Source organism: Alteromonas hispanica (genome assembly GCF_010500915.1).
Classification (GTDB): domain Bacteria; phylum Pseudomonadota; class Gammaproteobacteria; order Enterobacterales; family Alteromonadaceae; genus Alteromonas; species Alteromonas hispanica.
The window spans coordinates 117,712-139,832 of the sequence record NZ_JAAAWP010000002.1 but is presented as its reverse complement, the minus strand read 5'-3'; the positions used below and the strand labels follow the sequence as shown (position 1 = coordinate 139,832).

Here is a 22,121-nt window from a genome sequence, read left to right as displayed (position 1 = left end):
CGACAATCTTCTGAATGAGGTTAATCATCAGAAACGATAACCTGTTCACCAGTAAGGCCAAAGCGACGTTGCCTAACGTTAAAATCGTCAACAGCACGTTGAAACTCGTCTTCATTAAAATCTGGCCAAAGAACATCGGTGAAGAAAAGCTCGGCATAAGCACATTGCCACAAAAGGAAATTGCTAATACGGTGCTCGCCACCAGTTCTAATAAGAAGGTCTAATTCGGGGAGGTTTGCGGTAGACGTGAACCGGGTAAACATGGCTTCGTCAATGTCTTCTGCATCTATGTCGCCAGCTTTGACTTGATTTGCCAACTGCTTAGTCGCATTTACAATGTCCCAGCGCCCGCCATAATTCGCTGCGATGTTAAGTATTAAATCCGCATTGTCTTGCGTCATCTCTTCCGCTTTGCGAATTTTTTCGACTAATTTAGAGTCAAAAGCACTTAAATCGCCAATAACTTGGAGGCGTACACCATTTTTATGGAGCCGCTTCGCTTCGCTATTTAACACAAGGTTAAACAACTCCATAAGTACGCTTACTTCTTCTTCCGGCCGTTTCCAGTTTTCACTTGAGAATGCGAATAAAGTAAGCGATTCAATGGCGTTTTTTCTCGCAAAGCGCACCACATTTCTTACAGATTCCACACCCGCTTTATGACCGAAAGTACGAATTTTCCCTTTCTTCTGCGCCCATCGACCATTGCCATCCATAATGATAGCAACGTGTTTAGGGCCAGCAACTGGTGCTGGCCCTATCACGCTAGTCTTTTTGGCTGCGTTTAAACGCTTTCCAATCATAATACTAACTTATACTTCCATTAATTCTTTTTCTTTGTCAGCCAGTAGACTGTCAACTTTCTTAATGATTTCGTTAGTGATCGACTGGATATTTTCTTCAGCTGCACGACTTTCGTCTTCGCTGATTTCTTTTTCTTTCAACAGCTCTTTGATATCGCTGTTTGCGTCGCGGCGAATATTGCGGATAGCAACCCGCCCACCTTCCGCTTCATTGCGAACTACGCGAATAAGATCTTTTCTTCGCTCTTCAGTTAACGGCGGAAGTGGTATACGGATAGAACCGCCAGCGCTCATAGGGTTTAACCCAAGATCAGACTGCATGATAGCTTTTTCAACTGCTTGGATAGCTGATTTATCAAACACAGTTAAGGCAAGCGTACGGCTGTCTTCAGCAATTACATTAGCCACTTGCTTTAGCGGTGTATCTACACCGTAGTACGGCACCATAATACCGTCTAGCAGGCTTGGGTGCGCGCGCCCCGTGCGAATTTTGCTAAATTGGCCTTTGAGCGCCACTACGCTTTTTTCCATACGCTCTTGCGCATCTAATTCAATTTCATCAATCACTGTTGTGTGTCCTATATGTCTTTACTTATCATTGCCAGCGTGGCTAATTACGGTGCCTTCTTTCTCGCCCATTACAACACGCTTAAGACAGCCGGGTTTGTTCATATTGAAAACGCGAATTGGAAGGCTGTGGTCACGAGCCAAAGTAAACGCTGACAAATCCATTACTTTTAGTTCCTTATCCAGCACTTCATTATAACTGAGGTGCTCGTACAGGGTAGCGTCTGGATTTTTAACCGGGTCGTCACTATAAACACCGTCGACTTTAGTCGCTTTTAATACGGCGTCTGCTTCAATTTCAATTCCGCGTAAGCACGCAGCGGAATCCGTTGTGAAAAATGGGTTTCCGGTACCTGCTGAAAAAATAACGACTCTACCAGACTTCAGTAAGCTAATTGCTTCTGCCCAATTATACGCATCGCAAACGCCGTTTAAAGGAATTGCTGACATCATGCGTGCATTTACAAATGCTCTGTGTAGTGCATCTCGCATTGCCAAACCGTTCATCACAGTAGCTAGCATACCCATATGATCGCCTACTACGCGATTCATACCCGCTTTTGCTAAACCTTCGCCGCGAAATAAGTTACCGCCACCAATAACAAGGCCCACTTGAACACCAAGTTCAACCAACTCTTTAATTTCTTGTGCCATTCTATCTAGCACTTTGGGGTCTATGCCAAAGCCTTCTTCACCCATAAGGGCTTCACCGCTAAGTTTTAACAGAATGCGTCGATATGCTGATTTAGGTGTGATACTCATTATTCGATATGTCCTCGTAAACCCGGTTTGTGCTATGTATTTTAAATACATGCCTTAGCATGAAAAAACATAGAACAAATCGCGTTAGTTTTTTGAAAGGTTTATGCTTTATTAACCCAGCGCCGCTTCAAAGCCGTATTTTCAAATGACTTGCAAAAACGTCACTCACACTAACGTGAAACCGCTGCAATAGAAAGAGATTCGACTATAAAAAAGCACCCCCGAAGAGGTGCTTTTAGTTTATCTGACATTCTCTGAATGCAAAAGAAAAACGCTCAATTATTTCTTAGCGGCTTCCATTTGCGCAGCTACTTCTGCTGCGAAATCTTCAGTTTTCTTCTCGATACCTTCGCCTACTTCAAAACGCACGAAGTTGATAACGTCTGCACTGTTGTTCTTAAGAAGTTCAGCAACTGTGATCGACGGATCTTTAACGAAAGGTTGGCCAGTAAGACTCACTTCACCAGTGAACTTCTTCATACGACCTGCAACCATTTTCTCAGCGATGTCTGCTGGCTTACCAGACTGCATTGCGATATCGATTTGGATTTCTTTTTCTTTCTCAACAACTTCAGCCGGAACGTTTTCAGGCTTAACATATTGAGGGCTTGCCGCTGCAACGTGCATAGAAACGTCTTTAGCTAGCTCTTCGTCGCCACCAGTAAGAATAGCGATAACGCCAATACGACCACCGTGAACGTAAGCACCTAGTGTGTCACCTTCAACGTTGATAACGCGGCGAGGTGAAATGTTTTCACCAATTTTTGCTACAAGCGTGTCACGTGCATCGCTAACTTTTGAGCCGTTTAGTTCAGCGTCGTTAAGTGTTTCGATGTCGTTGATGTTGTTAGCAGAAGCTAATTCAAGTAGGTCATTACCAAACTTAAGGAAACTCTCGTCGCGAGCAACGAAGTCTGTTTCGCAGTTTAGTTCAAGCATAGTCGCGCGACCCGCTTCAACTTTAGTTAGGATAACACCTTCAGCTGCAATACGACCTGCTTTTTTAGCCGCTTTTGCTTGACCTGATTTACGCATGTTTTCAATGGCTAATTCAATGTCACCATCTGTCTCAACAAGCGCTTTTTTACAATCCAGCATACCTGCGCCAGTACGTTCGCGCAGTTCTTTAACTAGTGCTGCAGTCACTGCCATTTTTCAATTCCTCAGCAATAAATATAAATTCGTTAGGTAAAAGGGGCTAATCGCCCCTCTCAATACGTCTCGTAGCAAATTCGCTTCCAATTTAAATTGGCAGCGAGTGTACAGAATTACTCTGCTGCTTCTACGAAGTCGTCTTGCTCAGCTTGTACTTCAAGGTTGCTCTCGCGACCAGAATTAACAGCGTCTGCAGCAGCGTCCAAGTAAAGTTGGATAGCGCGGATAGCATCGTCGTTACCAGGGATGATGTAATCAACACCGTCTGGGTTAGAGTTAGTATCTACAACACCAACAACAGGGATACCAAGGTTACGTGCTTCTGTAACTGCAATGTGCTCATGGTCTGCATCAACAACAAAGATTACGTCTGGAAGACCGCCCATGTTTTTGATACCACCAAGGCTGTTCTCAAGCTTATCCATTTCGCGTTGAAGCATAAGCGCTTCTTTTTTGGTTAGCTTTTCAAACGTTCCGTCTTGGCTCTTTTGCTCAAGCTCTTTAAGACGCTTGATTGACTGGCGCACTGTTTTCCAGTTAGTCAACATACCGCCCAACCAACGCTTGTTTACGTAGAACTGGTCGCATTTTACAGCAGCATCTTTTATCGCATCACCAGCGGCACGTTTAGTACCAACAAAAAGGATTTTACCTTTTTTTGCTGAAACACTTGAGATGTAGTTCAAAGCGTTGTTAAACAGTGGAACTGTTTTTTCAAGGTTGATGATATGAACTTTGTTACGAGCACCAAAGATGTAAGGTTTCATCTTTGGGTTCCAGTAACGAGTTTGGTGACCGAAATGCACACCGGCTTTCAGCATGTCACGCATAGAAACATTAGCCATTTTATTTTCCTCTTGGGGTTAGGCCTCCATATACCCCTTGTATCGATTCACCCTAGCGAAAAACGATAGTGTGAACACCCCGATAACAAGTGTCGGTATATGTGTGTTTTAATAAGAAATATACCCTCTACGACGACTTCGCTTTCACAAAGAAATACGAGCTTTCCGTCAGGGCGCGCGCTTTATACCATAAAGCTTTAGTGGTAACAAGTTTTCAGCCCTGCTTGCCTGTTGTTTGTCATTATTTTCTGAAAGACGGTTGAACGCATGTTTACTGCATATCCAATAGTGGTCATATTGGTGATATACTGCGTAAAACTGTTTATTAATCAAAAGACGATTATTGAGAGGCATTGTGGCAGCAATTATCAAATCCCCTGATGAAATCGAAAAAATGCGCGTTGCTGGTAAGCTAGCAGCCGAAGTTCTTACTATGATCACGCCCCATGTAAAAAAAGGCGTAACGACCGATGAGCTCAATACGCTTTGTCATGACTTTATTGTGAACGAACAAAAAGCGATACCTGCGCCGCTAAACTATGGCAACCCACCTTTTCCTAAATCAGTGTGTACTTCGGTGAACCATTGTATATGTCATGGTATTCCGTCTGACAAAAAGCTAAAAGATGGTGACATCATTAATATAGATGTAACTGTTATTAAGGACGGTTATCACGGCGACACATCAAAGATGTTTACTGTGGGCAAACCTACTATTCTGGCTGAGCGTCTTATTCGTGTAACGCAAGAGTCTTTATACAAAGCCATTGAACAAGTTAAACCTGGCATGCGTTTAGGTGATATTGGGCATATCTGCCAAACTCATGCAGAGGCGCATAACTATTCAATAGTTAGAGAATATTGCGGTCATGGTATTGGCTCCAGTTTTCACGAAGAACCACAAATAGTGCATTACGGCAAACCAGGAACAGGCGAAGAGTTAGTACCGGGTATGTGTTTTACTATCGAACCTATGGTCAATGCAGGTAAGCGCTATTCCAAAGTACTTCCAGACCAGTGGACTGTGGTAACGAAAGATAGAAGCTTAAGCGCTCAATGGGAACACACGCTGCTAGTTACTGAAGACGGCGTTGAGGTACTTACGTTGAGAGAAGAAGAAACATTACCTCGCGTTATTTCTCACAAATAGCTGTTACGCTTTCGAGCCATTTCAATAAAAGTTTCATACGAGTTAAGAGCTTGGCTATTGACGACGATAACCAAGCTTTTTGATAACCAAGCTTTTTTTGGAACCTATATTAGCGCTTAATTAGCGCTTAGTTTTGGGCTTCGTCTCGTTCCTGCTTTTACTATTTTGTGCAGGTGAAATTGCCTTATGAAATAGCGTTTAGTGCTGCTCTCTACCCACTTTTTTCGATATTGCTCACGGAACAAAAACGACGATTTAGACAATCATTCACCACGCTATAACGTTTTTCCATATTTATTCATAAATAGACCTAAAATATGCACCCAATCGATACTGCGATTTTGTGCTAAATCGTGATAAAGTTTATAGCGTTTACACTTAAGCAATCCAAAGGTGCAGTTTGACGCTCCAATCTCTAATCCAAGAAATAGACAGTATTAGTAGTGTTGATGACATTCCTAAAATCAAAACATGCGTTGAGAAAAACTATGCGTGGATTACAGACTCGTTTAATTCCGCTCCTGTCAATCAACTAGTGACAGGCAGAGCACAATTTGTCGATGCACTGCTTTGTCATTTGTGGCAACTGTTCGGCCTAGGTTCTATCAACGATTTATCGCTTTGTGCCGTCGGTGGGTACGGTCGTGGTCATTTACAGCCTTATTCAGATATCGATCTACTTATTGTTAGTAAGAAGAAGCTTAGCGCCGATGCACAAGACAAAGTCGGTCGCTTTATTACTCTGTTGTGGGACATCAAATTAGATGTTGGCCAGTCGGTGCGAACGATTAAAGAGACCGTTAAGCTCGCAAAAGATGATATTACCATTGCCACTAATTTGGTTGAAAGTCGCCTTCTATCCGGTAGCGAAGAAACCTTTGAGAAGCTTTGGGAAGAAGCGAATGGAAGAAATTCGTGGAGTAGTAAAGCGTTTTTCTCTGCTAAATACGAAGAACAGAAAAAACGACATGCCAAATTTAACGGCACTGCATACAACTTAGAACCCAACATAAAAGAGAATCCTGGTTGTCTTCGAGACATTCAATCTATTGGCTGGGTAGCTAAGAAACATTTTAAAGAATATGATGGTTGGAACTTGGTAGGTCATGGTTACTTCACTGAACAAGAACACAGTGAGCTCATCGCCTGCCGCATGCACCTTTGGAAAATGCGCTGCGCACTCCACTTGGTTGCCCAGCGAAGCGAAAACCGTCTATTATTCGATTATCAGCCAGATGTAGCGGAGATGATGGGCTACGGTGAAGAAGGTAAATCATCAGTAGAAAAGATGATGCGAGACTTCTTTCGCACTGTGGCTCGTGTAACAGAGCTCAACCAAATGCTGCTTCAGCGTTTTAAATACGACATGCTGAATCAAAGCGTTCAACACAGTGCAGTTATCAATGAAGACTTCGAGCTTCTTGATTACATGATTTCTCCTCGCCATGAGCGGGTGTTCTCGACTCCTGAAGCCATTCTCGATTTCTTACATCTGGTAACCAATACACCAGATGTAAAGGGCCTCAGCACCACGTGTATTCGCCAACTGCGCAATGCCCATAGGGAATTTGAAAGTACCTATTATGTCGAGCGCCCAGCGTGTCGTGAGAAATTTATGATGCTGATGAAACAACCCGACTTTTTTAATTTTGGTTGGGACATAATGCATCAATATGGAATTATTCAGGCCTACTTACCTGAGTGGGACGCTATTGTGGGCATGATGCAGTTTGATTTGTTTCACGCTTACACTGTTGACGAGCACACCCATAGGCTTGTTAAGCATGTTAATTACTTTTTTTCGAAAGAGAATAAAGACTTTCCCCGATGTGGCCGAATTTGCCGACATCTCGATAAACCAGAAGTGTTGTATATCGCCGCTATTTTTCATGATATAGCGAAAGGCCGCAATGGCGATCACTCGAAACTTGGTGCCAAGGATGTAGCCACATTTTGCGAACTTCATAATGTTCCATCGTCCGATGCAGAGATGATTGCTTGGCTTGTTGAAAATCACTTGCTGATGTCTGTAGTCGCTCAGCGAAGAGATATTTACGATCCGGATGTCATCAGTGAGTTTGCCAGCGCAATACGAAGCCACAACCACTTGAACCTGCTCTATACATTAACGCTTGCAGATATTCGTGCCACCAATGATAACTTGTGGAATGACTGGAAAGCATCTTTGCTAAGAGAATTATATCTCATGACGCAAAAGGCTTTAGATAACGGTCTTCAGTGTCAGGTGACGCTTAATGAACGAGTTGCCACGCACAAACATCAAGCGCGACAAATATTGCAAGAGCGGGCTATCAGCCCTGTTTCTGTAGACGCTCTCTGGGCGCGTTTGGACGATGACTACTTTGTGCGTTTTAAGCCAACACAGGTGGCCTGGCATACGGAAGAAATTATAACGGCTCAGGAAGATTGGTTAACGCCAGATAACGACGCTTTATTAGTTAGAGCCAATGACAATAGCGCCAAGGGTGGAACGGAACTATTCGTTTATGGCAAAGACAGAAAGGCATTATTCGCACAGGTTGCCTCTGTACTAGATAGCAGAAATTGCTCTATCCACGATGCACACGTTACCGTTACACGAGACGGTTACGTATTCGACAGCATGATAGTGTTAGAAAATGACGGTACACGTCTTTCATCTGAGTCTCGTATCATGTCGCTAGAAAAAGCCGTCTCTACTCAGTTAGAAAAACCTGGCCGCTCCCACGAAAATAAGCGAAAGCTACCCCGTCAGATGAGGCAATTAGACGTTCCTACCAAGGTGCGCTTTTTTAACTTAAACGACGAGGCGACACTTGTTGAGCTTGAAGCACTAGACGCGCCCGGCATTTTAGCTAAAATTGGCCACGCGTTTGTTGACACCAACATGACATTAAAGCTTGCTAAAATAGCAACCATCGGCGAACGCGCCGAAGACATTTTTATCGTCAGCAACGAGGCTGGCACCGCATTAACCCAAGAACAACAAGTTAGCTTGAAAAAGCGTATCTTGTTTAAACTCGACCAACTTGAAGATATTACAATACCATGAATGAATTGAAAGCCATTATTGAAGACGCCTTCGAAAACCGCGATGCCATTAGCCCAAATGAAGCTCCTGACGAGGTAAGAAACGCCGTTGCAGAAGCAATTTCACTGCTAAACAGCGGTCAAGCTCGAGTCGCCGAGAAAATTGCAGGGGAATGGGTAGTTCACCAGTGGTTGAAAAAAGCTGTGTTGCTTTTTTTCCGACTTCACAACAACGAAATGATTGACGGCGCCGAGAGCAAGTATTTTGATAAAGTGCCATTAAAATACACCAACTACACAAATGAACAATTTGTTGCAGATGGCGCTCGTATAGTGCCACCAGCAGCAGTTCGTACCGGTACATTTGTAGGCAAAAACGCAGTAGTAATGCCGTCTTATGTCAACATTGGCGCCTACGTTGACGAGGGTACTATGGTAGATACATGGGCAACTGTTGGCTCATGTGCACAAATCGGTAAAAACGTTCACCTTTCTGGTGGTGTAGGTATTGGTGGCGTACTAGAGCCATTACAAGCAAACCCTACCATCATAGAAGATAACTGCTTTATCGGCGCTCGCTCTGAAATTGTAGAAGGCGTTATTGTTGAAGAGGGCGCGGTTATCTCAATGGGTGTTTATATTGGTCAAAGTACGCGTATTTATGACCGTGAAACTGGAGAGATCCACTACGGACGCGTACCTGCAGGTTCGGTAGTGGTATCTGGAAACTTACCCAGTGCAGATGGTAAATACAGCCTTTACGCTGCCATAATCGTTAAGAAAGTAGATGCCAAAACCCGCGCTAAAGTAGGAATCAATGCCCTGTTGCGCGGCGTAGAGTAATTAAAACTGTTCTGAAAAATAAATAAAAAAGGGGCGCTAACATTCTTTAGCGCCCCTTTTTAATGCCTTTGCCTCAACAATTTATGACAAAAGTTTGTCTTTTATACTGTTTACCCAATCAACCACATCTTTTTCAGGCTCAAGGGTTTCCATTGCATCCACCTCTAGCATCTCAGAAGCTGGCTTGCCCTGCAGCTCAACAAGAAGCGCTTGAAATTGTTTACCCGCACCACAGAAACTCTCCCCATAGCTGCTATCGCCAAGGGCGGCAACAGCAAAGGGTTTGTCTTTCAGCAGGGGCGCGTCGTCCTTTAAGTCTGAAAAAACAAACTCAAGGTTAGGTGGAACATCCCCTTGCCCTGTTGTAGAGGTGATAATTAATATAGCGTCTGCATCAGTAAAATCTTCAACCGACGGGTCGCTTTCAAGCTCGCAATCTACGCCTTGTTCAGCTAAGTTTTCTTCTACCTGTTCAGCGACATGCTGCGCGTTCCCATACACTGTGCCCGCTATTATCTTCAATGTACTCATTACTACCCCTACTAACTGTTTTATAAACCTTGCTACAACGTTTTACGAAGGAACAACGCGAAAGTTTTCTAAACGACGTATAAACATCGCCATTTCATGATGAAAATCTGAAGATATTGTCACCCACTTTTGAGAAGTTGGATGATAGAACCCCATACCTGTACAGTTTAAGGCCAAATTATTAAAACTAAAGTGCGACTTAGCGAATTTATTCTGCTTTCCGTCGCCATGGGTCGTGTCACCTATAATAGGGTGACGGATATGTGCTAAATGCCTACGTAATTGATGCTTTCTGCCCGTACTTGGTGATAATTTTACTAATGAAAATCGCGCACTTTGATATTTTCCGACAGGCTGTGGTACTTCATAACAAGCTACAGATTCATACACTGTTGTCGCTATTTGCGGTGGCTGCTGTGGCCGCTTGTGCTTGTCTGCTATTTTGTCGTACTTGTATTTAAGTGCGTAATCAATGAATCCAGTATTATGCACAAACCCTCTCACCACAGCATGATAGGTCTTATGCACCTGTTTTTGCATCATCTGCTGTCCAAGCTCACCAGCTAACTGACCATCGAAGGCAAATAGAAGAACGCCAGACGTAGGTCGGTCTAACCGATGTGCAGGAAAAACGCGCTTACCAATTTGGTCTCGCAAGGTTTGTACAGCGAATACTTTTTCGTGTTTATCTATTGGGCTTCTATGCACCAACATGCCAGGCGGCTTCTCAATAGCAACAATATCCTGGTCTTGATACAAAATTTTTAACGGATGAGGTGTTGCACTTATTTCAACGGAGCGACTGTTGGCAGACATGCCTTCTCTACTTTCGCCTTGGCCGGTATCTTTCTCTCCAAGCTTCTCTTGCGAGTCCTCTCTCATTGGGCCATTCCTTGCTCAACTCTCGCTGTCTGAACTAAACCATCTATAGCCGCTATCTGCTTAATGATAGGGGTTGACCTGTCTTCCAAATACAGCCGAGCCGCCGGCGTGATTTCCATCTCAGGCAGTGCGGCATCAGAATGAATTAGTTGCGACATTTTTGGAATAAATATAAAAGCTAGCCAGCTCTCAAAATCCATAGCATCAACCGCAAAAGGAACAGTGCTATTTAGCGCTTCATTAGAAGGACTAGTTGAAGGCCATACCCCCTCTTTTCTCATCGATAATGCCAATGCTTCAAGGGCATTTAGAATAGCCTGTTTACCGGGTGTCATATGTCAGTTTCCAACGAGGAGTTTTTAAGTGAATTTTTCCAACGAGCAGCATAAATTAGAGTAAGCCAAAACGCTCGGCCTTGTTAGGCACTTTTAAGAGTTATCAGTATACCAGCCTTCAAAAATTACTGTCACCGCAATGATTCTAGAGATAGACGCGTGACAGACAATAATTTATCTGTGATAAACTAATCGCTATTGATTTTGGGGCGGTGCTATTTTCTCGGCGCTGCTGTCTGCTCGGTATTTGAGATCGAAGTGCAGGTCGGTGTGCTAGAACGTTATTATAGAGTTCATTTACAGAGCTTTAACGAGAACCCAGTGGTAATTTGCAGTATTTAGGATGTTTTGATGAGCGCAAACACAATTAATTCCATCAGCGAGTTTTTACTCCACGCTGGTACAGAATACAAGGTATTTGATATCGGGCGAAGGCTAACACTGACCGACAATCAAACATTCTTAGATATTGAGAATGGCAAAGCCTATGTGCCATTCCCTCGACAGCAACACGCGTGGTTTGGAATTGTTTTTTGGAATAAAAACGCATCGTCAGAGCACTACATTTGGTTTGTTAAACTTCCTACAGATGAGCAAGGATTGGTAGTTTCGGCAGCTCGAAATCACTTTCTTGATATAATTGTAGATGCATTAGGTCAGTCAATTTTAGAAGACACAGAAAAGGCCCAAAAGCTGCCGGACAACCCCTACTCTTTTGTGCCCAATCAATCCCTACTCGCCCAGTTCAACGCAGCGGTTAAGCAAGCACTGTTACAACCATTGAGTGATGAAGCAAGGCAAGTAGAAGCCTATATTCAAGCGCCGCAGTTAGTAGATTGGCAGCGTTTGTCAATGCAAAGCGTTGCAGACTTTGCCTCTTCTTTACCAAAACACAGCAAGCAAGACATGTTAGAAAAAGCTGTTGCCAAAAACTCGACCTTATATTCTGAAGTATTTTTGAATACGCTCATGGAGATGCTCGAATATGTGCCTTTAAGCGCTACCATGAAAGAATTTATTACCACACGCTTTTTCAGCAGTAATCACACAAGTGAAGTTAATCTTGCCGCTTTACGTGCTCTATCTACCGGTTCATTTGACCAAGATGTGCACAGCGTCTTACAAAGAGTGCTCGAGAACGAGAGCTGTGCTCGCTTAGATATCCTGAGTGTCATCGCCGCTCGCCATTATGAACAAATGGATGACTCACTCCTTACATTGTTTTTAACACAGGCAGCCAAAGCAGATAATCAAAGCGAACATGCCGGCGCATTATTTTCCGGTTTCTTTTCTGACTTGGTACAGATTCCAAAGTTACGTCGGCAAGTTTTATCACTTCTTCGTTCACCTGACAGGCCCGCAGAATTAGCCTCTGCATTCAACAAACTGTTTGCGCAAACGGGAAAATAATATGACGCTTTTAGAACTCGTGTTGTGGCTAAGTATCGCATTCGTAAGCTATCAATTTTGGCGAATAAGAGAAATCTCGGAAAAGACCAATACGTATTTAAGACAATACTGTGACAAACACCAGCTTCAGCTGTTAAGCGTCGCGAGGGTGAAAACACGAATTTCATTGAAGTACGGAAAACCAGATTGGAATAGTGTTTTTATGTTCGAGTTTTCCAGCAACGGAGAAGACAGATACAGTGGAGAAGTAGAATTGGTAGGAAGTCGAATTATGCGAACTGATTTGCCGCCGCATCGTGTTTAATGCAGGCCATTCGGCTTCATATGTTTGAATCGGACATAAAAAAGGGAAAGTCATAAAACTTTCCCTTTTCCAGAATTTTGAGCATCCCTCTCCGCGATCCCTTGCGATAAAAATCTTCCCGATCAGAATCCGTCTTCGCCCCTTTCCATCTTTTCTCACAATACCTTTTGTGAGCCACAAATCCCTTCGTGGGTCCCTTTCCTTTGTTCCCTCTAAACTGCAAATCCATTCTGCAGCGTTCCCCATTCCTAGGGCTGTCCTTGTCGGACTCCGCCGACATCCTTTCCATCAATCCTTATAAGCTACACATCCTGCTGTAGCGAGTGTCATCCCTGATACTTTCCTGATAAATTCCCTAATTTTACCTATCCCTGTCCGCTTGTCCTTTTCAAATACAAACAATAATCAATTGCTTGCCCACGTCCAACTGTGGTCCTTCTCTCTGCGTATATCCTTAAGTCCCTTACATCCTGTAAAAGCATCCGTCGCTTTTTCCATTTCCTTTTTCTTACTGCCCTGCAAGAATCTTATCCTTAAGTTGTCCTAGGTCATCCGTGTAAATCATCCTGACTCATCGTGTTTCCTTGTGACGAGACAAATAATATAGGCTTTGCATATTACTGCTATATGAAATTACAAAGTTTTAAGAAGTGATCGTTTGCTACTTTTGTATAAAAACAAAAAAATTATTATAAATCATGCGCTTTAGACTTTAGTCTAAAAAATTACTTCATAAAAAAAGGAGTAATGCTCACAAATTTTGTAGGAGATATCTTACATTTGCTTGAGCCGTTTTTGACTTTGGTGAAAAATACTCATGACAATGGTTATGCCTAAGCAATAGCGTCCAAGCCAGAGAGAACTTGAGTCATATCGGAAAGAGTTAGCGGTTTTTTAAGAATACCATTCGCTAGGGTAGATATATGAGTGGCACTCTCTTCTGATATACTAAATACATCGCCTGTCATAATGTATTTTCTCGCTTTAGGCGCGAGTTTTTTGTGCTTGATTGTTTGGAGAAAGTGCACCCCATCGAGTATTGGCATCTTAATATCAGTGAGTATTACGTCGTATTCAGCATCACTCGTCGATGCTATTAGCGACAATGCATCTGCTCCATTTTCAACGAGGGTGCATTCGCCTCCAATAGCTAAGATTAGTGCTTTTATGCTTGCCCCCACGGCAGGATCATCTTCAACAACGAGTACATGATCTTTGCGATATTGAGTAACCGCTTCATCCTTGTGGGCCAAATGGATACGACCTTTAATAAATTGACAAGAAAAACAAGTGCCATTTTTCCCTGTTGTAAAACTTATTTTGCCTCCATAGCTTTCAATCAAATTTTTCGATATCGAAAGTCCGAGTCCAGACCCTTCGCCAACGGGTTTATTAGTTGAGAATGGTTCAAAAAGCCGGGCGCGCATATCGGTTTTTATCCCCAGCCCCATGTCTTTAACATCCAACTGACAGTAACTTTTATGCGAACGCACTACGACCTGAATAACTTTGCGATCATCATTTAATTCCTGCACAGCGTGTTTAGCATTTGAAAGTAGATTTATTAAAATTTGTTGTAAACCAGAATAGTCCGCATGTACCTCATACTCACTAATGGGAGAGTCGACAACTAGCGTTAACGTAATAGATTCCAATGCATAAAGTTTAGTTAGCATTTCTATAGTTTCTTTAATGCATTTAACTATATTGACTGATGTAAGTTCACCGCTTTCTCTTGTTACCGATGTTATATTTCTTAACCCATCAACAATTTTTGCAATTCTTGTGCACGCGTCCTTCATTCTCGAAGTGAGGCTTTCAAAATGACTCTGCGTACGAATACCTCTTGCTAAGTCTAGTTCAAGTAAGTCTATTGACGTGGTGACAACACACAGAGGGTTATTAATCTCATGGCCAACACCGGCAGCCACTTCGCCGAGCAGTGCTAACTTTGCTTTTTTTTCTGCAATCTTTCTGTGATTTTCTATTGCCTGTAGCGATGCTTTTTCATCAGTAATATCAAAGCACACGCCGGCAAGTGACTGATAGTTCTCATCGTCGGCTTTCATTCTCTCGGCTTTTATTCGTAACCAGCGTAAATCTTCTTCGCAAGTGGAGATGGCATACTCAAAATCAATATTTGACTCTCCAGACATCCCTCGAATGACATTCATGTTAAACCGATCTGTATGTTGCGTAGCAACAAGCGCCGCCCATTCCTCTATATTTGCGGGTGTTTTTGCGTGTGTATTCTGGTGAATCTTCTTCATCTGCTCGTCCCAAAACAGATAGTTATGCTCAAAGTTAAAATACCAGCACCCAATCTTTGATGTTTTAAGGATCATGTTGCTTTTGTGTATATAGTCCAGCACCTGCTTATGGCCTGACACATCCCGCTGAACGCTGATCCAATGAGAATACCAGCCCGTGTCATCCTTAACCGGGGATATATGCAACTCAACTTCAAAAGGGCTTCCACTTTTTGTAAAGTTAGTAAGAGTTTTTTTAAAACTCTTCCACTCAGAAAGCGATGTTCTAATTGCGGATGTGATAGCTGTGCTAGTCTTGTCTCCTTGGAGAAAACGTGGAGACCGCCCCAATACTTCATGCCTGTCATATCCTGTCATTTCAAGGAATGTATCATTGCAGAAAACAATTCGAGGGCCCGGCCTACTTATGCAATCGGCTTCGGTTAGCACTATGGCATCAGAAATGGCATTAAACAGAGTAGATTCAAAATGACCAGTGAGAATACGCTGGGAGTAATTATGTAAGTCAGACACTTCTAATAAAACACGCCCTTCAAGGACAGAAAAAGAAAACTGTCGAGAGAAAATCTTTGATACATCAGGGGTACAATCAAAAAAAATCTCATCATAGTGATGAGAACTATTATGCAATAAACACCACTTAGCAGTATGAACTATGCGCCGACACAAGTTGTCATCATTGTTTAAGGCAAACTGCTCATCGCTATAGGCTAAATAGTCTAATAGGCGAGAAATTGTAAAATTTAAGCAACCTACATTATGTTGGGATAGTAAATGCGCCAAGCTGTTGGATTTCACTATCTTTCCCCATTAAGTTAACTCGATATTTTCCCAGTCAATACTTTTAGCACCTGGAAGTTTGTTATGTTCAATTGCAAAAGTTAAACGCTCTAACCAAGCACTATAATTTCCACTCGATGAAGACTCTACTGGCGAGGTTGATGAGAAAAGGTCAACATCGAGAACTTTACTTATAGACTGTAGTAGATCTTTTGAGCGTTGCGAATAAAGGTCCTTTTTCCAGTCGCCTTTTTGATTCGATCTCTGGCAGGCTGCTTGCGCCACTACAATGCACATTACAGCCACTTGCTTAGTGAAAATGGTGATACTTTCTCTTGTTAACTGTGCTGAGCCAAAGCCTTGAGAGTTTAAATTTTGATTAAATTGTTCTGCGTGAATAGGGAAGTGCGTACATAAAGGGTTAGCTTTGTGTTCTAGCAGCGGCGTGAGCGAATTACTTAATATTTGTAATGGCTTTATACCAACATGAACTCCCTTCCCTTTTTCATCTAATAACGAGGGGTTCAACCCTCTGCTAAAAGAAGGCTCTACCAACATGGCAAGCTGAGCTTCATTGTGCTTTGCCATTAAAGCAACGCATATACGTTGTTTGTCCATCGCCATACCGATGTGTTGGCCTAGAAAATTACCGCCGTGAACGTGTGTTTGTCGTTCTGTATCAATAAGCGGATTATCCGTCGCGCTGTTCATTTCTATTTGTACTGTTTTTTCAATAGCAAACAAGTCTTCGATAATTGCGCCTAAATATTGGGGCATGCAGCGAATCGAGTATCTATCTTGAATGAGATCATTATTCATTAGATCAGCTTCAATTTGAGACTTCTCTCTTACCATTTTCGATTTCGAAAGAGACTCCCTCAATAATTTTGCTATTGCTATTTGACCTGGATGAGGCCGGTTTCTCTGAATAAAGTCACTAAATGGATTGACATCACACTCCATAATTTCGGCAATGAGCGTCTGAATATTTACGTGCAGCGCAAACAAATTAGATAGCTTATTGCAGTTATTTGCCGCTATTGCTGTTAATACTGAAGTGCCATTGATTAGCGCAAGCCCCTCTTTCGGTCTTAATTCAAAAGGAGTTAGGCCAAGTTTATTAAGCACTGCTATCGAGTTGCTATACTCACCTTTCACTTTCAATTTGCTTTGTTCTGATATACCGCACACAGCTGCCGCCATAGCAGATAAAGGAACAAGGTCGCCGCTAGCTCCAATAGAACCAAACTCGTGAACTAGTGGTAAAACGTGGTTGTTAGCTAGCATTAAATAACGCTCAACAATCTCTTTTCTAATTCCGGAAACACCGTGACACAGTGAGTTAGCTCTTAGTAACATGGCCCCTTTAATGTCCTCATCAGGGAGTGCATTTCCTACACCACTTAAGTGAGACAAGATGAGCTGTTTTTGCAGCGTAATGGCATCTGATGATTCTTGGTTAGCCATGCCGCCAAAAAGTGTATTTACTCCGTAGATTTTTCGACCGCTTGCTAATGAATGATTCAGGATATTGATACTTTCATTAAAAAAGGTGTCATCTAATTGAGGCGCTACATGCGCCGACGAACGCCCATCTACAAAGTCTGAAAACGTATTCAGAGTAATATTTTTTCCATCGATGTAGAATCGCCCACAATGAGAAGTCATTAAGTCACTGTTTATCGCTTTAGCAAGATTGGACATTGTCTATACTCTTTTTGGTTACGCACATACGGGAGACGAACTTGTGTTTGGCGAGCTTTCGGAGGAGTCATTTGATTCAGAAACATCTAAATCGTTACTCGCGAGTTCATCTTCTTGTTCTTGATGCTCGCCCTCCGCATTAAGCTCCAATATCGGATTTGCTTCATCGCTATTTGCGCTATTCTCCAACCCGAGAATTTCTCTTAGATTGACTATAGACACCGCGCTTTCTCGGGCAAAATTATATAAACCATCCAGCATCACAAAATGCGATTCAAGCTCGGCGGATGAGCTTTGCAAAATACCTTTTAAACCACTAACAGTACCCGCAGTTTGCCCCATCTGACCAAGCAGCATTTGAACGTCACTCCATTGGCTTTCAACTGTGTCAACCACTGAGAAAAGCGTACTGCTTACCGTATTTATTTTTTCATCAATAAGCACCATCGATGATGCAGAATGAGCGCTACTTTCCAAAATTGATGCCGAAATTTGGGAGATTTTTGCTGTCGCCTGGTCAGTTTGCTCGGCTAATTTTTTCACTTCGTCGGCGACGACGGCAAACCCTCTTCCTAATTCTCCCGCTCGCGCGGCCTCAATTGACGCGTTCAGCGCTAAAAGCTGGGTCATTCTCGCGATGTCTGCGATAGAGTTGGTAAACTCTGTAATTTCACTCGCTTTTTCGGCTAATTCACTAATACTTTGACGCGTTGAATCTACAAGCTCTACGCTCTCTGCGGTGCTTGATTTTAGCGTTTGTGAGTGCTCATTAATATTTGAATAACTGGTGCCAAGGTTGTTAATAGACATGTAAATTTGTTCAAAAGTACTGGTAGCGTAATCTGCAGCATTTTCTGATTGTTCAAAGGCGCCTCTCACAGACTCCGGATCAAACGAATGCTCCTCGTCAATGGCAATAACGTGGTCGTTATACATCACCATTGCTTCCATCTCTTTATTCACTTTTTCAACGATAGAGTGGTCGGCTCGGTAAGCCTCTAAAATTTCACCGTTATCTCGATTAGTCTCTCTTAACAGTTCAGTGATTTTCTCAATCACGCAGTCATCGTTGATATTGAAACCCTGTTTTTTACAAATGGTATTAAACCCATCAACATTTTTTTCAATCAGTGTATTTAAGTGCGCTATGGGTTTTACAACCTGTGAGTAGTGTAGCCACCCAGATATCGCTAGTGAAATTGCGCTAGCACCGCATAAGACAAAGCCAAACATATCGTTTCCGATCGCAAACAACACGCACCCTATTGCTAAGGCAACAAAAGTGATAAATGATGATATTAAAATTCTATAGATCTTAGACATGTAAACCTCCGTTCGCATTTCGCGAATTGGCTTAGTGGGCGCCGCTAAGGCGCCCAACACTATTACCAATCACAAAGCTACCAATCACACAGCAAATACTGATTTTGATCATCTTTTAGCATTCGAAGTGTCACTGGCGTTGGTGCCATTTTCAGCGTAAAGGTGTACGGGATCTTGGCATCCAACGTACGCTCATTCTCAAACTTCTGTGCCACCATAAAGTTATTTGTACAGGGCGCTACTTGAGTAAAGAAGTGCTTACCCAAAACAGCAGATTTAGACATTCCAGTATGCTTTTCCTGGTTCTCGTTATACCCCGTCACTTTTCCGTCATGTGACATTTTCACGACACCAAAATTAGCAGCGTTGAAGTTTGGTGATGAAGCAGCATTGAGTTGGTCGATTGTTACACTCGCGAAGTTCATAATTATCTCCAATAGAATTAATGTGGCTGTGCGCCAAAGGTCAATACCACAGAAAAGCCTCTATGAGCTCCTCTTTGGTCTCGAATAGTTGAAATACACAAACGTGCATCATGAGTATTATTTTCAAGGTCTTTAAACGAAATGGGCTCGGCGATCTCGCCAGCCTCGAGGGTTTGACTTAACAATTCTGCGTTTTTTGCTATTGAAAGTGGGAATAATTGCGAAAGCACCTTACCGATAGCCCCATCACGTTTAGCGATATAGGTTTCACCCGTGGTATTCCAGCTGTCTATTACGCCTGACGAGGTCATTGTGAAGATGACATGTTGTTTTACCGACTCAAAAACACGAGACAGTTTTTGTTCCGCAATAAACTTTTCAGATTCAATTTTTACTTGGTTCGTTACGTTGTTTAACGAAGCGATAAATTCGTCTTTATCCTGCCTTACGACCGTAACATCCATCCATAACTCATCGCTTGCAATTCCATCGTCGCTAGCTGGAGCCTTCATACAATATCGCTGGTTTTCCATCACTTGTCCGTGCTCAGCACCATAGCTAGCAATGGCCTCTTTGAGATCCGGTAACTCATCATCTAGAAATTGGAAAAAATTGGCAAAATAGCCGCCAGGTGCGTAGCGATTAAACAGCTGTGCTACCCGTGGATTAGCCATTTTGACATTTCCGCCCTCATCAAATTTGATGAGGGCGACAGGCGCTATGTATAAAAACTCTAAAAGCTGTTCTTCATTCATCGTCATCTCCTATAGCAAAATAAATTTACCGTGTTGCGATAGGTGGAGCATGGCTGATAGATTTTTCAATGTTTTTTCTTCGATGTTTCAAACATGTTTCGATGCAAATTTAGCGTTTAAAGCGGTCTATACTTTCAGTTAAATCTGAGCTGGGGGTTGAGAAAATGAATAATAGATATTGTTGGAGTAGAGAGGATGAAGGAATAAAGCGGCTTATTATCGAACTGATAATTCAAGCTTGTATGTATCGTGATTTCAGCGAAAAAGATATTGTCGACTGTGCAACACAAGTTGATAACCGAAACAGATGGCTTCTCGACTCATTGGCGACATACCAAGCGTTAAGCTACATTTGCGAATTTTTTAATATTCATGATGAAGACAAAATCAATAGCCTCTTGGCTTCTCCAAATATCAGTGGGCTAGCTGATCTTTGTGCGCAAGCGATGAACGATGATGATGCAGCTATAACTTTTTACACGTCAGGCTCAGAGTCAAAACCCAAAAAGGTTATTCATTCATTAAGCTCATTAATCCGTGAAGCAGAGGATTGGATATGTATGCTGCCCGACTTCTCTCACATATTAAGCACTGTGCCTACTAAACATATATATGGTTTCATATGGACAGTAATTTTACCTAAAGTAGCCAATGTCAGTGCTTGCACCGTTCAAAAAACAATGATTCATAGCCTCGAAATCACTGATTCAACGTTAATGATAAGCGTGCCGGCAATGACTCACTTACTTGACAGGCTTCCAGACACAAGTAAAAGTAGTACGCACTTAGTTCTCTCCACCGCTCCGCTAGACTTTGACATACTGCAGCATCTTCACAATAGTGAGTATAAAACAGCACTTCAAATATATGGAGCTACCGAAACAGGGGGAATTGGGTTGAGAGCGGGCGACTCGCCAGAATATTCCCTTAGACCCACTCTTTGTCGTGTTAATAACAAAGTGTTTAATAAAGATGTTTGCTTAGCAGTTCAAGATAACCTGTCTTTCTCAGACAACCGACATTTTAGGGTGGACGGAAGACTTGATAGTAAAATTCAAATTAATGGCTACAACGTTTGTCCAAACGATATCAAATACGAAGTATCACTAATACCTGAGGTAAATGACGTTGCTGTTCGTGTTATCCAATCAAACATTAATAATGAAGTGAAGCTTTTTGTTGCATTAGATAATACTGCAAATAGCTCCAATGTAATGGATAGCCTTATTCGTAAACTGGGTGCATTAGTTAGCGTCCATAACGTTACATTTGGCCGACAGATACCAAAGAATGAAATGGGGAAACTATGCGACTGGGATTAACATAGCTCTGATGGATATTAGGAGCGACCTTGTTAAAACGTTATTTTTTTGAACGTCTATTTATTCAGGAGTTCTATTTTCGAGATAATAACCAAAACCAACAGATGTTTTTATCACCGCTGGTTTTTTTGGGTCGGCTTCAACTTTTTTTCGCAATCTAGAAATACAGATATCGACAGCCCTTGTGCTCTCTGGGCCCTCAACGCCTGAGACACTGTCAATTATCTGCTCTCTTGAATATACCGTACCCGGCTTTCTTGCAAGTAGAGCAAGCAATACATACTCGCCAATGGTAAGGGAAATATTTTCGCTGGGCTGGGAGCCAATCAACGCTTTTCGGCTTGTATCAAGAGTAAATTTCCCAACTTTGAAGCTGTCGCTCTGTTTCTGAGTGAACGACCATCGTTCAATTAGCTTCTTAATACGCAACAACAACTCTTTAGATGAAAAGGGTTTGCTTAGGTAATCATCAGCACCAAATTCTAAGCCTGATACCCTATCTTCAACACTACTTCTCGCCGAGCAAATAATTATTGGGATCTGCCGTAATCCCTTAATTTTGCGAAGCACAACCAAGCCATCCTCATCGGGTAGCGTCAAGTCTAAAACTACACAGTGAAATTCTCTGTGCTTGGCTTCCTGAAGTGCTTGTTGAGCATTTTTACAATGTGTCACTCGATAACCATTCGCGTCCAAATACGCCTCAACCACATCACCCAGTTGATAGTCGTCTTCAACGTATAAAATAGAATGAATCATTGCTCTGTTTCGCCAATATGAGGCAATATGAATATTAGAAGGTTTAGGCTACTTTTAAACATTTAGCGAATCCAGAGACGCAAATGCTTTTATTTCCGATAAATAACGTCTCGCCATCTAGCATATACATTGAGCCTATCTGCGTTTTAAAAGCAGAACCTCCATC

At 42.4% G+C, this 22,121-nt stretch carries 20 protein-coding genes; 6 read left to right on the top strand and 14 right to left on the bottom strand.

Annotation, left to right across the window (positions count from 1 at the left end; genetic code table 11):
- Window positions 1–20: 20 nt before the first annotated feature.
- The 5 genes from uppS to rpsB all read right to left on the bottom strand — a co-directional run bounded on the left by uppS (window position 21) and on the right by rpsB (window position 4,132).
- The gene (gene uppS, locus GTW09_RS03565) at window positions 21–803 is read right to left on the bottom strand and encodes a polyprenyl diphosphate synthase (RefSeq protein WP_163110148.1); all 783 of its coding nucleotides are present in this window, start codon (window positions 801–803) and stop codon (window positions 21–23) included.
- A 9-nt stretch (window positions 804–812) separates the two neighbouring features.
- On the bottom strand, window positions 813–1,370 hold the full coding sequence (gene frr / locus GTW09_RS03560) for a ribosome recycling factor (RefSeq protein ID WP_071978856.1): 558 nt from the start codon (window positions 1,368–1,370) through the stop codon (window positions 813–815).
- 21 nt (window positions 1,371–1,391) lie between these two features.
- Complete coding sequence (pyrH, locus tag GTW09_RS03555; protein WP_071978855.1) at window positions 1,392–2,132, bottom strand: UMP kinase; 741 nt, start codon at window positions 2,130–2,132, stop codon at window positions 1,392–1,394.
- Window positions 2,133–2,411: 279 nt separating this feature from the next.
- A complete protein-coding gene (tsf, locus tag GTW09_RS03550; RefSeq protein ID WP_071978854.1) occupies window positions 2,412–3,284 on the bottom strand; it encodes a translation elongation factor Ts in 873 nt (290 codons plus the stop codon).
- Window positions 3,285–3,400: 116 nt separating this feature from the next.
- Window positions 3,401–4,132, bottom strand: a complete 732-nt coding sequence (gene rpsB / locus GTW09_RS03545) for a 30S ribosomal protein S2 (protein WP_071978853.1) — start codon at window positions 4,130–4,132, stop codon at window positions 3,401–3,403.
- A gap of 355 nt (window positions 4,133–4,487) precedes the next feature.
- Here rpsB and map point away from each other — a divergent pair, with 355 nt between their 5' ends.
- The 3 genes from map (at window position 4,488) to dapD (ending at window position 9,155) form a co-directional block, all read left to right on the top strand.
- On the top strand, window positions 4,488–5,282 hold the full coding sequence (gene map, locus GTW09_RS03540) for a type I methionyl aminopeptidase (protein ID WP_163110146.1): 795 nt from the start codon (window positions 4,488–4,490) through the stop codon (window positions 5,280–5,282).
- A gap of 400 nt (window positions 5,283–5,682) precedes the next feature.
- The gene (glnD, locus tag GTW09_RS03535) at window positions 5,683–8,334 is read left to right on the top strand and encodes a [protein-PII] uridylyltransferase (RefSeq protein ID WP_163110144.1); all 2,652 of its coding nucleotides are present in this window, start codon (window positions 5,683–5,685) and stop codon (window positions 8,332–8,334) included.
- Window positions 8,331–9,155 (top strand): 2,3,4,5-tetrahydropyridine-2,6-dicarboxylate N-succinyltransferase, encoded by an 825-nt coding sequence (gene dapD, locus GTW09_RS03530; protein WP_071978851.1) that lies wholly within the window; start codon window positions 8,331–8,333, stop codon window positions 9,153–9,155. The genes glnD and dapD overlap by 4 nt, the downstream gene beginning before the upstream one ends.
- An 81-nt stretch (window positions 9,156–9,236) precedes the next feature.
- Here dapD and GTW09_RS03525 read toward each other — a convergent pair whose 3' ends face one another.
- The 3 genes from GTW09_RS03525 to GTW09_RS03515 form a co-directional block, all read right to left on the bottom strand.
- Complete coding sequence (locus tag GTW09_RS03525; protein WP_071978850.1) at window positions 9,237–9,686, bottom strand: flavodoxin domain-containing protein; 450 nt, start codon at window positions 9,684–9,686, stop codon at window positions 9,237–9,239.
- Between the two features lie 42 nt (window positions 9,687–9,728).
- A complete protein-coding gene (locus tag GTW09_RS03520; RefSeq protein WP_239059281.1) occupies window positions 9,729–10,502 on the bottom strand; it encodes a pseudouridine synthase in 774 nt (257 codons plus the stop codon).
- 62 nt (window positions 10,503–10,564) lie between these two features.
- Entirely contained in the window at window positions 10,565–10,903 is a 339-nt protein-coding gene (locus GTW09_RS03515) for a YqcC family protein (RefSeq protein WP_100971112.1), read from the bottom strand.
- 351 nt (window positions 10,904–11,254) lie between these two features.
- Between GTW09_RS03515 and GTW09_RS03510 the strand changes: the two genes are divergently transcribed.
- Together GTW09_RS03510 and GTW09_RS03505 are read left to right on the top strand one after the other, a co-directional pair.
- The gene (locus tag GTW09_RS03510) at window positions 11,255–12,313 is read left to right on the top strand and encodes a DUF3549 family protein (RefSeq protein ID WP_163110141.1); all 1,059 of its coding nucleotides are present in this window, start codon (window positions 11,255–11,257) and stop codon (window positions 12,311–12,313) included.
- Between the two features lies 1 nt (window position 12,314).
- Window positions 12,315–12,617, top strand: coding sequence for a DUF3301 domain-containing protein (locus GTW09_RS03505; protein WP_071978847.1), 303 nt, complete (start codon window positions 12,315–12,317; stop codon window positions 12,615–12,617).
- Between the two features lie 833 nt (window positions 12,618–13,450).
- Here GTW09_RS03505 and GTW09_RS03500 read toward each other — a convergent pair.
- The 5 genes from GTW09_RS03500 to GTW09_RS03480 form a co-directional block, all read right to left on the bottom strand.
- Window positions 13,451–15,685, bottom strand: a complete 2,235-nt coding sequence (locus GTW09_RS03500; protein ID WP_163110139.1) for a PAS domain-containing protein — start codon at window positions 15,683–15,685, stop codon at window positions 13,451–13,453.
- A gap of 12 nt (window positions 15,686–15,697) precedes the next feature.
- Window positions 15,698–17,371, bottom strand: a complete 1,674-nt coding sequence (locus GTW09_RS03495; RefSeq protein ID WP_163110138.1) for an aromatic amino acid ammonia-lyase — start codon at window positions 17,369–17,371, stop codon at window positions 15,698–15,700.
- 18 nt (window positions 17,372–17,389) lie between these two features.
- A complete protein-coding gene (locus GTW09_RS03490; RefSeq protein WP_163110136.1) occupies window positions 17,390–18,694 on the bottom strand; it encodes a methyl-accepting chemotaxis protein in 1,305 nt (434 codons plus the stop codon).
- 77 nt (window positions 18,695–18,771) lie between these two features.
- Window positions 18,772–19,119, bottom strand: a complete 348-nt coding sequence (locus GTW09_RS03485) for a PAS domain-containing protein (protein ID WP_163110134.1) — start codon at window positions 19,117–19,119, stop codon at window positions 18,772–18,774.
- A gap of 17 nt (window positions 19,120–19,136) precedes the next feature.
- Window positions 19,137–19,874, bottom strand: coding sequence for a PAS domain-containing protein (locus GTW09_RS03480; RefSeq protein ID WP_163110132.1), 738 nt, complete (start codon window positions 19,872–19,874; stop codon window positions 19,137–19,139).
- Window positions 19,875–20,038: 164 nt separating this feature from the next.
- On the opposite strand from GTW09_RS03480, the gene GTW09_RS03475 reads away from it, so the two are divergent.
- Complete coding sequence (locus GTW09_RS03475) at window positions 20,039–21,196, top strand: AMP-binding protein (protein WP_163110130.1); 1,158 nt, start codon at window positions 20,039–20,041, stop codon at window positions 21,194–21,196.
- Between the two features lie 60 nt (window positions 21,197–21,256).
- On the opposite strand, the gene GTW09_RS03470 is transcribed toward GTW09_RS03475, so the two are convergent.
- Complete coding sequence (locus tag GTW09_RS03470) at window positions 21,257–21,955, bottom strand: response regulator transcription factor (protein ID WP_163110129.1); 699 nt, start codon at window positions 21,953–21,955, stop codon at window positions 21,257–21,259.
- Window positions 21,956–22,121: the final 166 nt, after the last annotated feature.

Excerpts from the sequence above, each read along its gene's own strand:
- uppS (WP_163110148.1), bottom strand. The coding sequence starts at position 803 with ATGATTGGAAAGCGTTTAAACGCAGCCAAAAAGACTAGCGTGATAGGG.
- pyrH (WP_071978855.1), bottom strand. The coding sequence starts at position 2,132 with ATGAGTATCACACCTAAATCAGCATATCGACGCATTCTGTTAAAACTT.
- tsf (WP_071978854.1), bottom strand. The coding sequence starts at position 3,284 with ATGGCAGTGACTGCAGCACTAGTTAAAGAACTGCGCGAACGTACTGGC.
- rpsB (WP_071978853.1), bottom strand. The coding sequence starts at position 4,132 with ATGGCTAATGTTTCTATGCGTGACATGCTGAAAGCCGGTGTGCATTTC.
- dapD (WP_071978851.1), top strand. The coding sequence starts at position 8,331 with ATGAATGAATTGAAAGCCATTATTGAAGACGCCTTCGAAAACCGCGAT.
- GTW09_RS03525 (WP_071978850.1), bottom strand. The coding sequence starts at position 9,686 with ATGAGTACATTGAAGATAATAGCGGGCACAGTGTATGGGAACGCGCAG.
- GTW09_RS03520 (WP_239059281.1), bottom strand. The coding sequence starts at position 10,502 with ATGTCTGCCAACAGTCGCTCCGTTGAAATAAGTGCAACACCTCATCCG.
- GTW09_RS03515 (WP_100971112.1), bottom strand. The coding sequence starts at position 10,903 with ATGACACCCGGTAAACAGGCTATTCTAAATGCCCTTGAAGCATTGGCA.
- GTW09_RS03510 (WP_163110141.1), top strand. The coding sequence starts at position 11,255 with ATGAGCGCAAACACAATTAATTCCATCAGCGAGTTTTTACTCCACGCT.
- GTW09_RS03505 (WP_071978847.1), top strand. The coding sequence starts at position 12,315 with ATGACGCTTTTAGAACTCGTGTTGTGGCTAAGTATCGCATTCGTAAGC.
- GTW09_RS03495 (WP_163110138.1), bottom strand. The coding sequence starts at position 17,371 with ATGTCCAATCTTGCTAAAGCGATAAACAGTGACTTAATGACTTCTCAT.
- GTW09_RS03490 (WP_163110136.1), bottom strand. The coding sequence starts at position 18,694 with ATGTCTAAGATCTATAGAATTTTAATATCATCATTTATCACTTTTGTT.
- GTW09_RS03485 (WP_163110134.1), bottom strand. The coding sequence starts at position 19,119 with ATGAACTTCGCGAGTGTAACAATCGACCAACTCAATGCTGCTTCATCA.
- GTW09_RS03480 (WP_163110132.1), bottom strand. The coding sequence starts at position 19,874 with ATGAATGAAGAACAGCTTTTAGAGTTTTTATACATAGCGCCTGTCGCC.
- GTW09_RS03475 (WP_163110130.1), top strand. The coding sequence starts at position 20,039 with ATGAATAATAGATATTGTTGGAGTAGAGAGGATGAAGGAATAAAGCGG.
- GTW09_RS03470 (WP_163110129.1), bottom strand. The coding sequence starts at position 21,955 with ATGATTCATTCTATTTTATACGTTGAAGACGACTATCAACTGGGTGAT.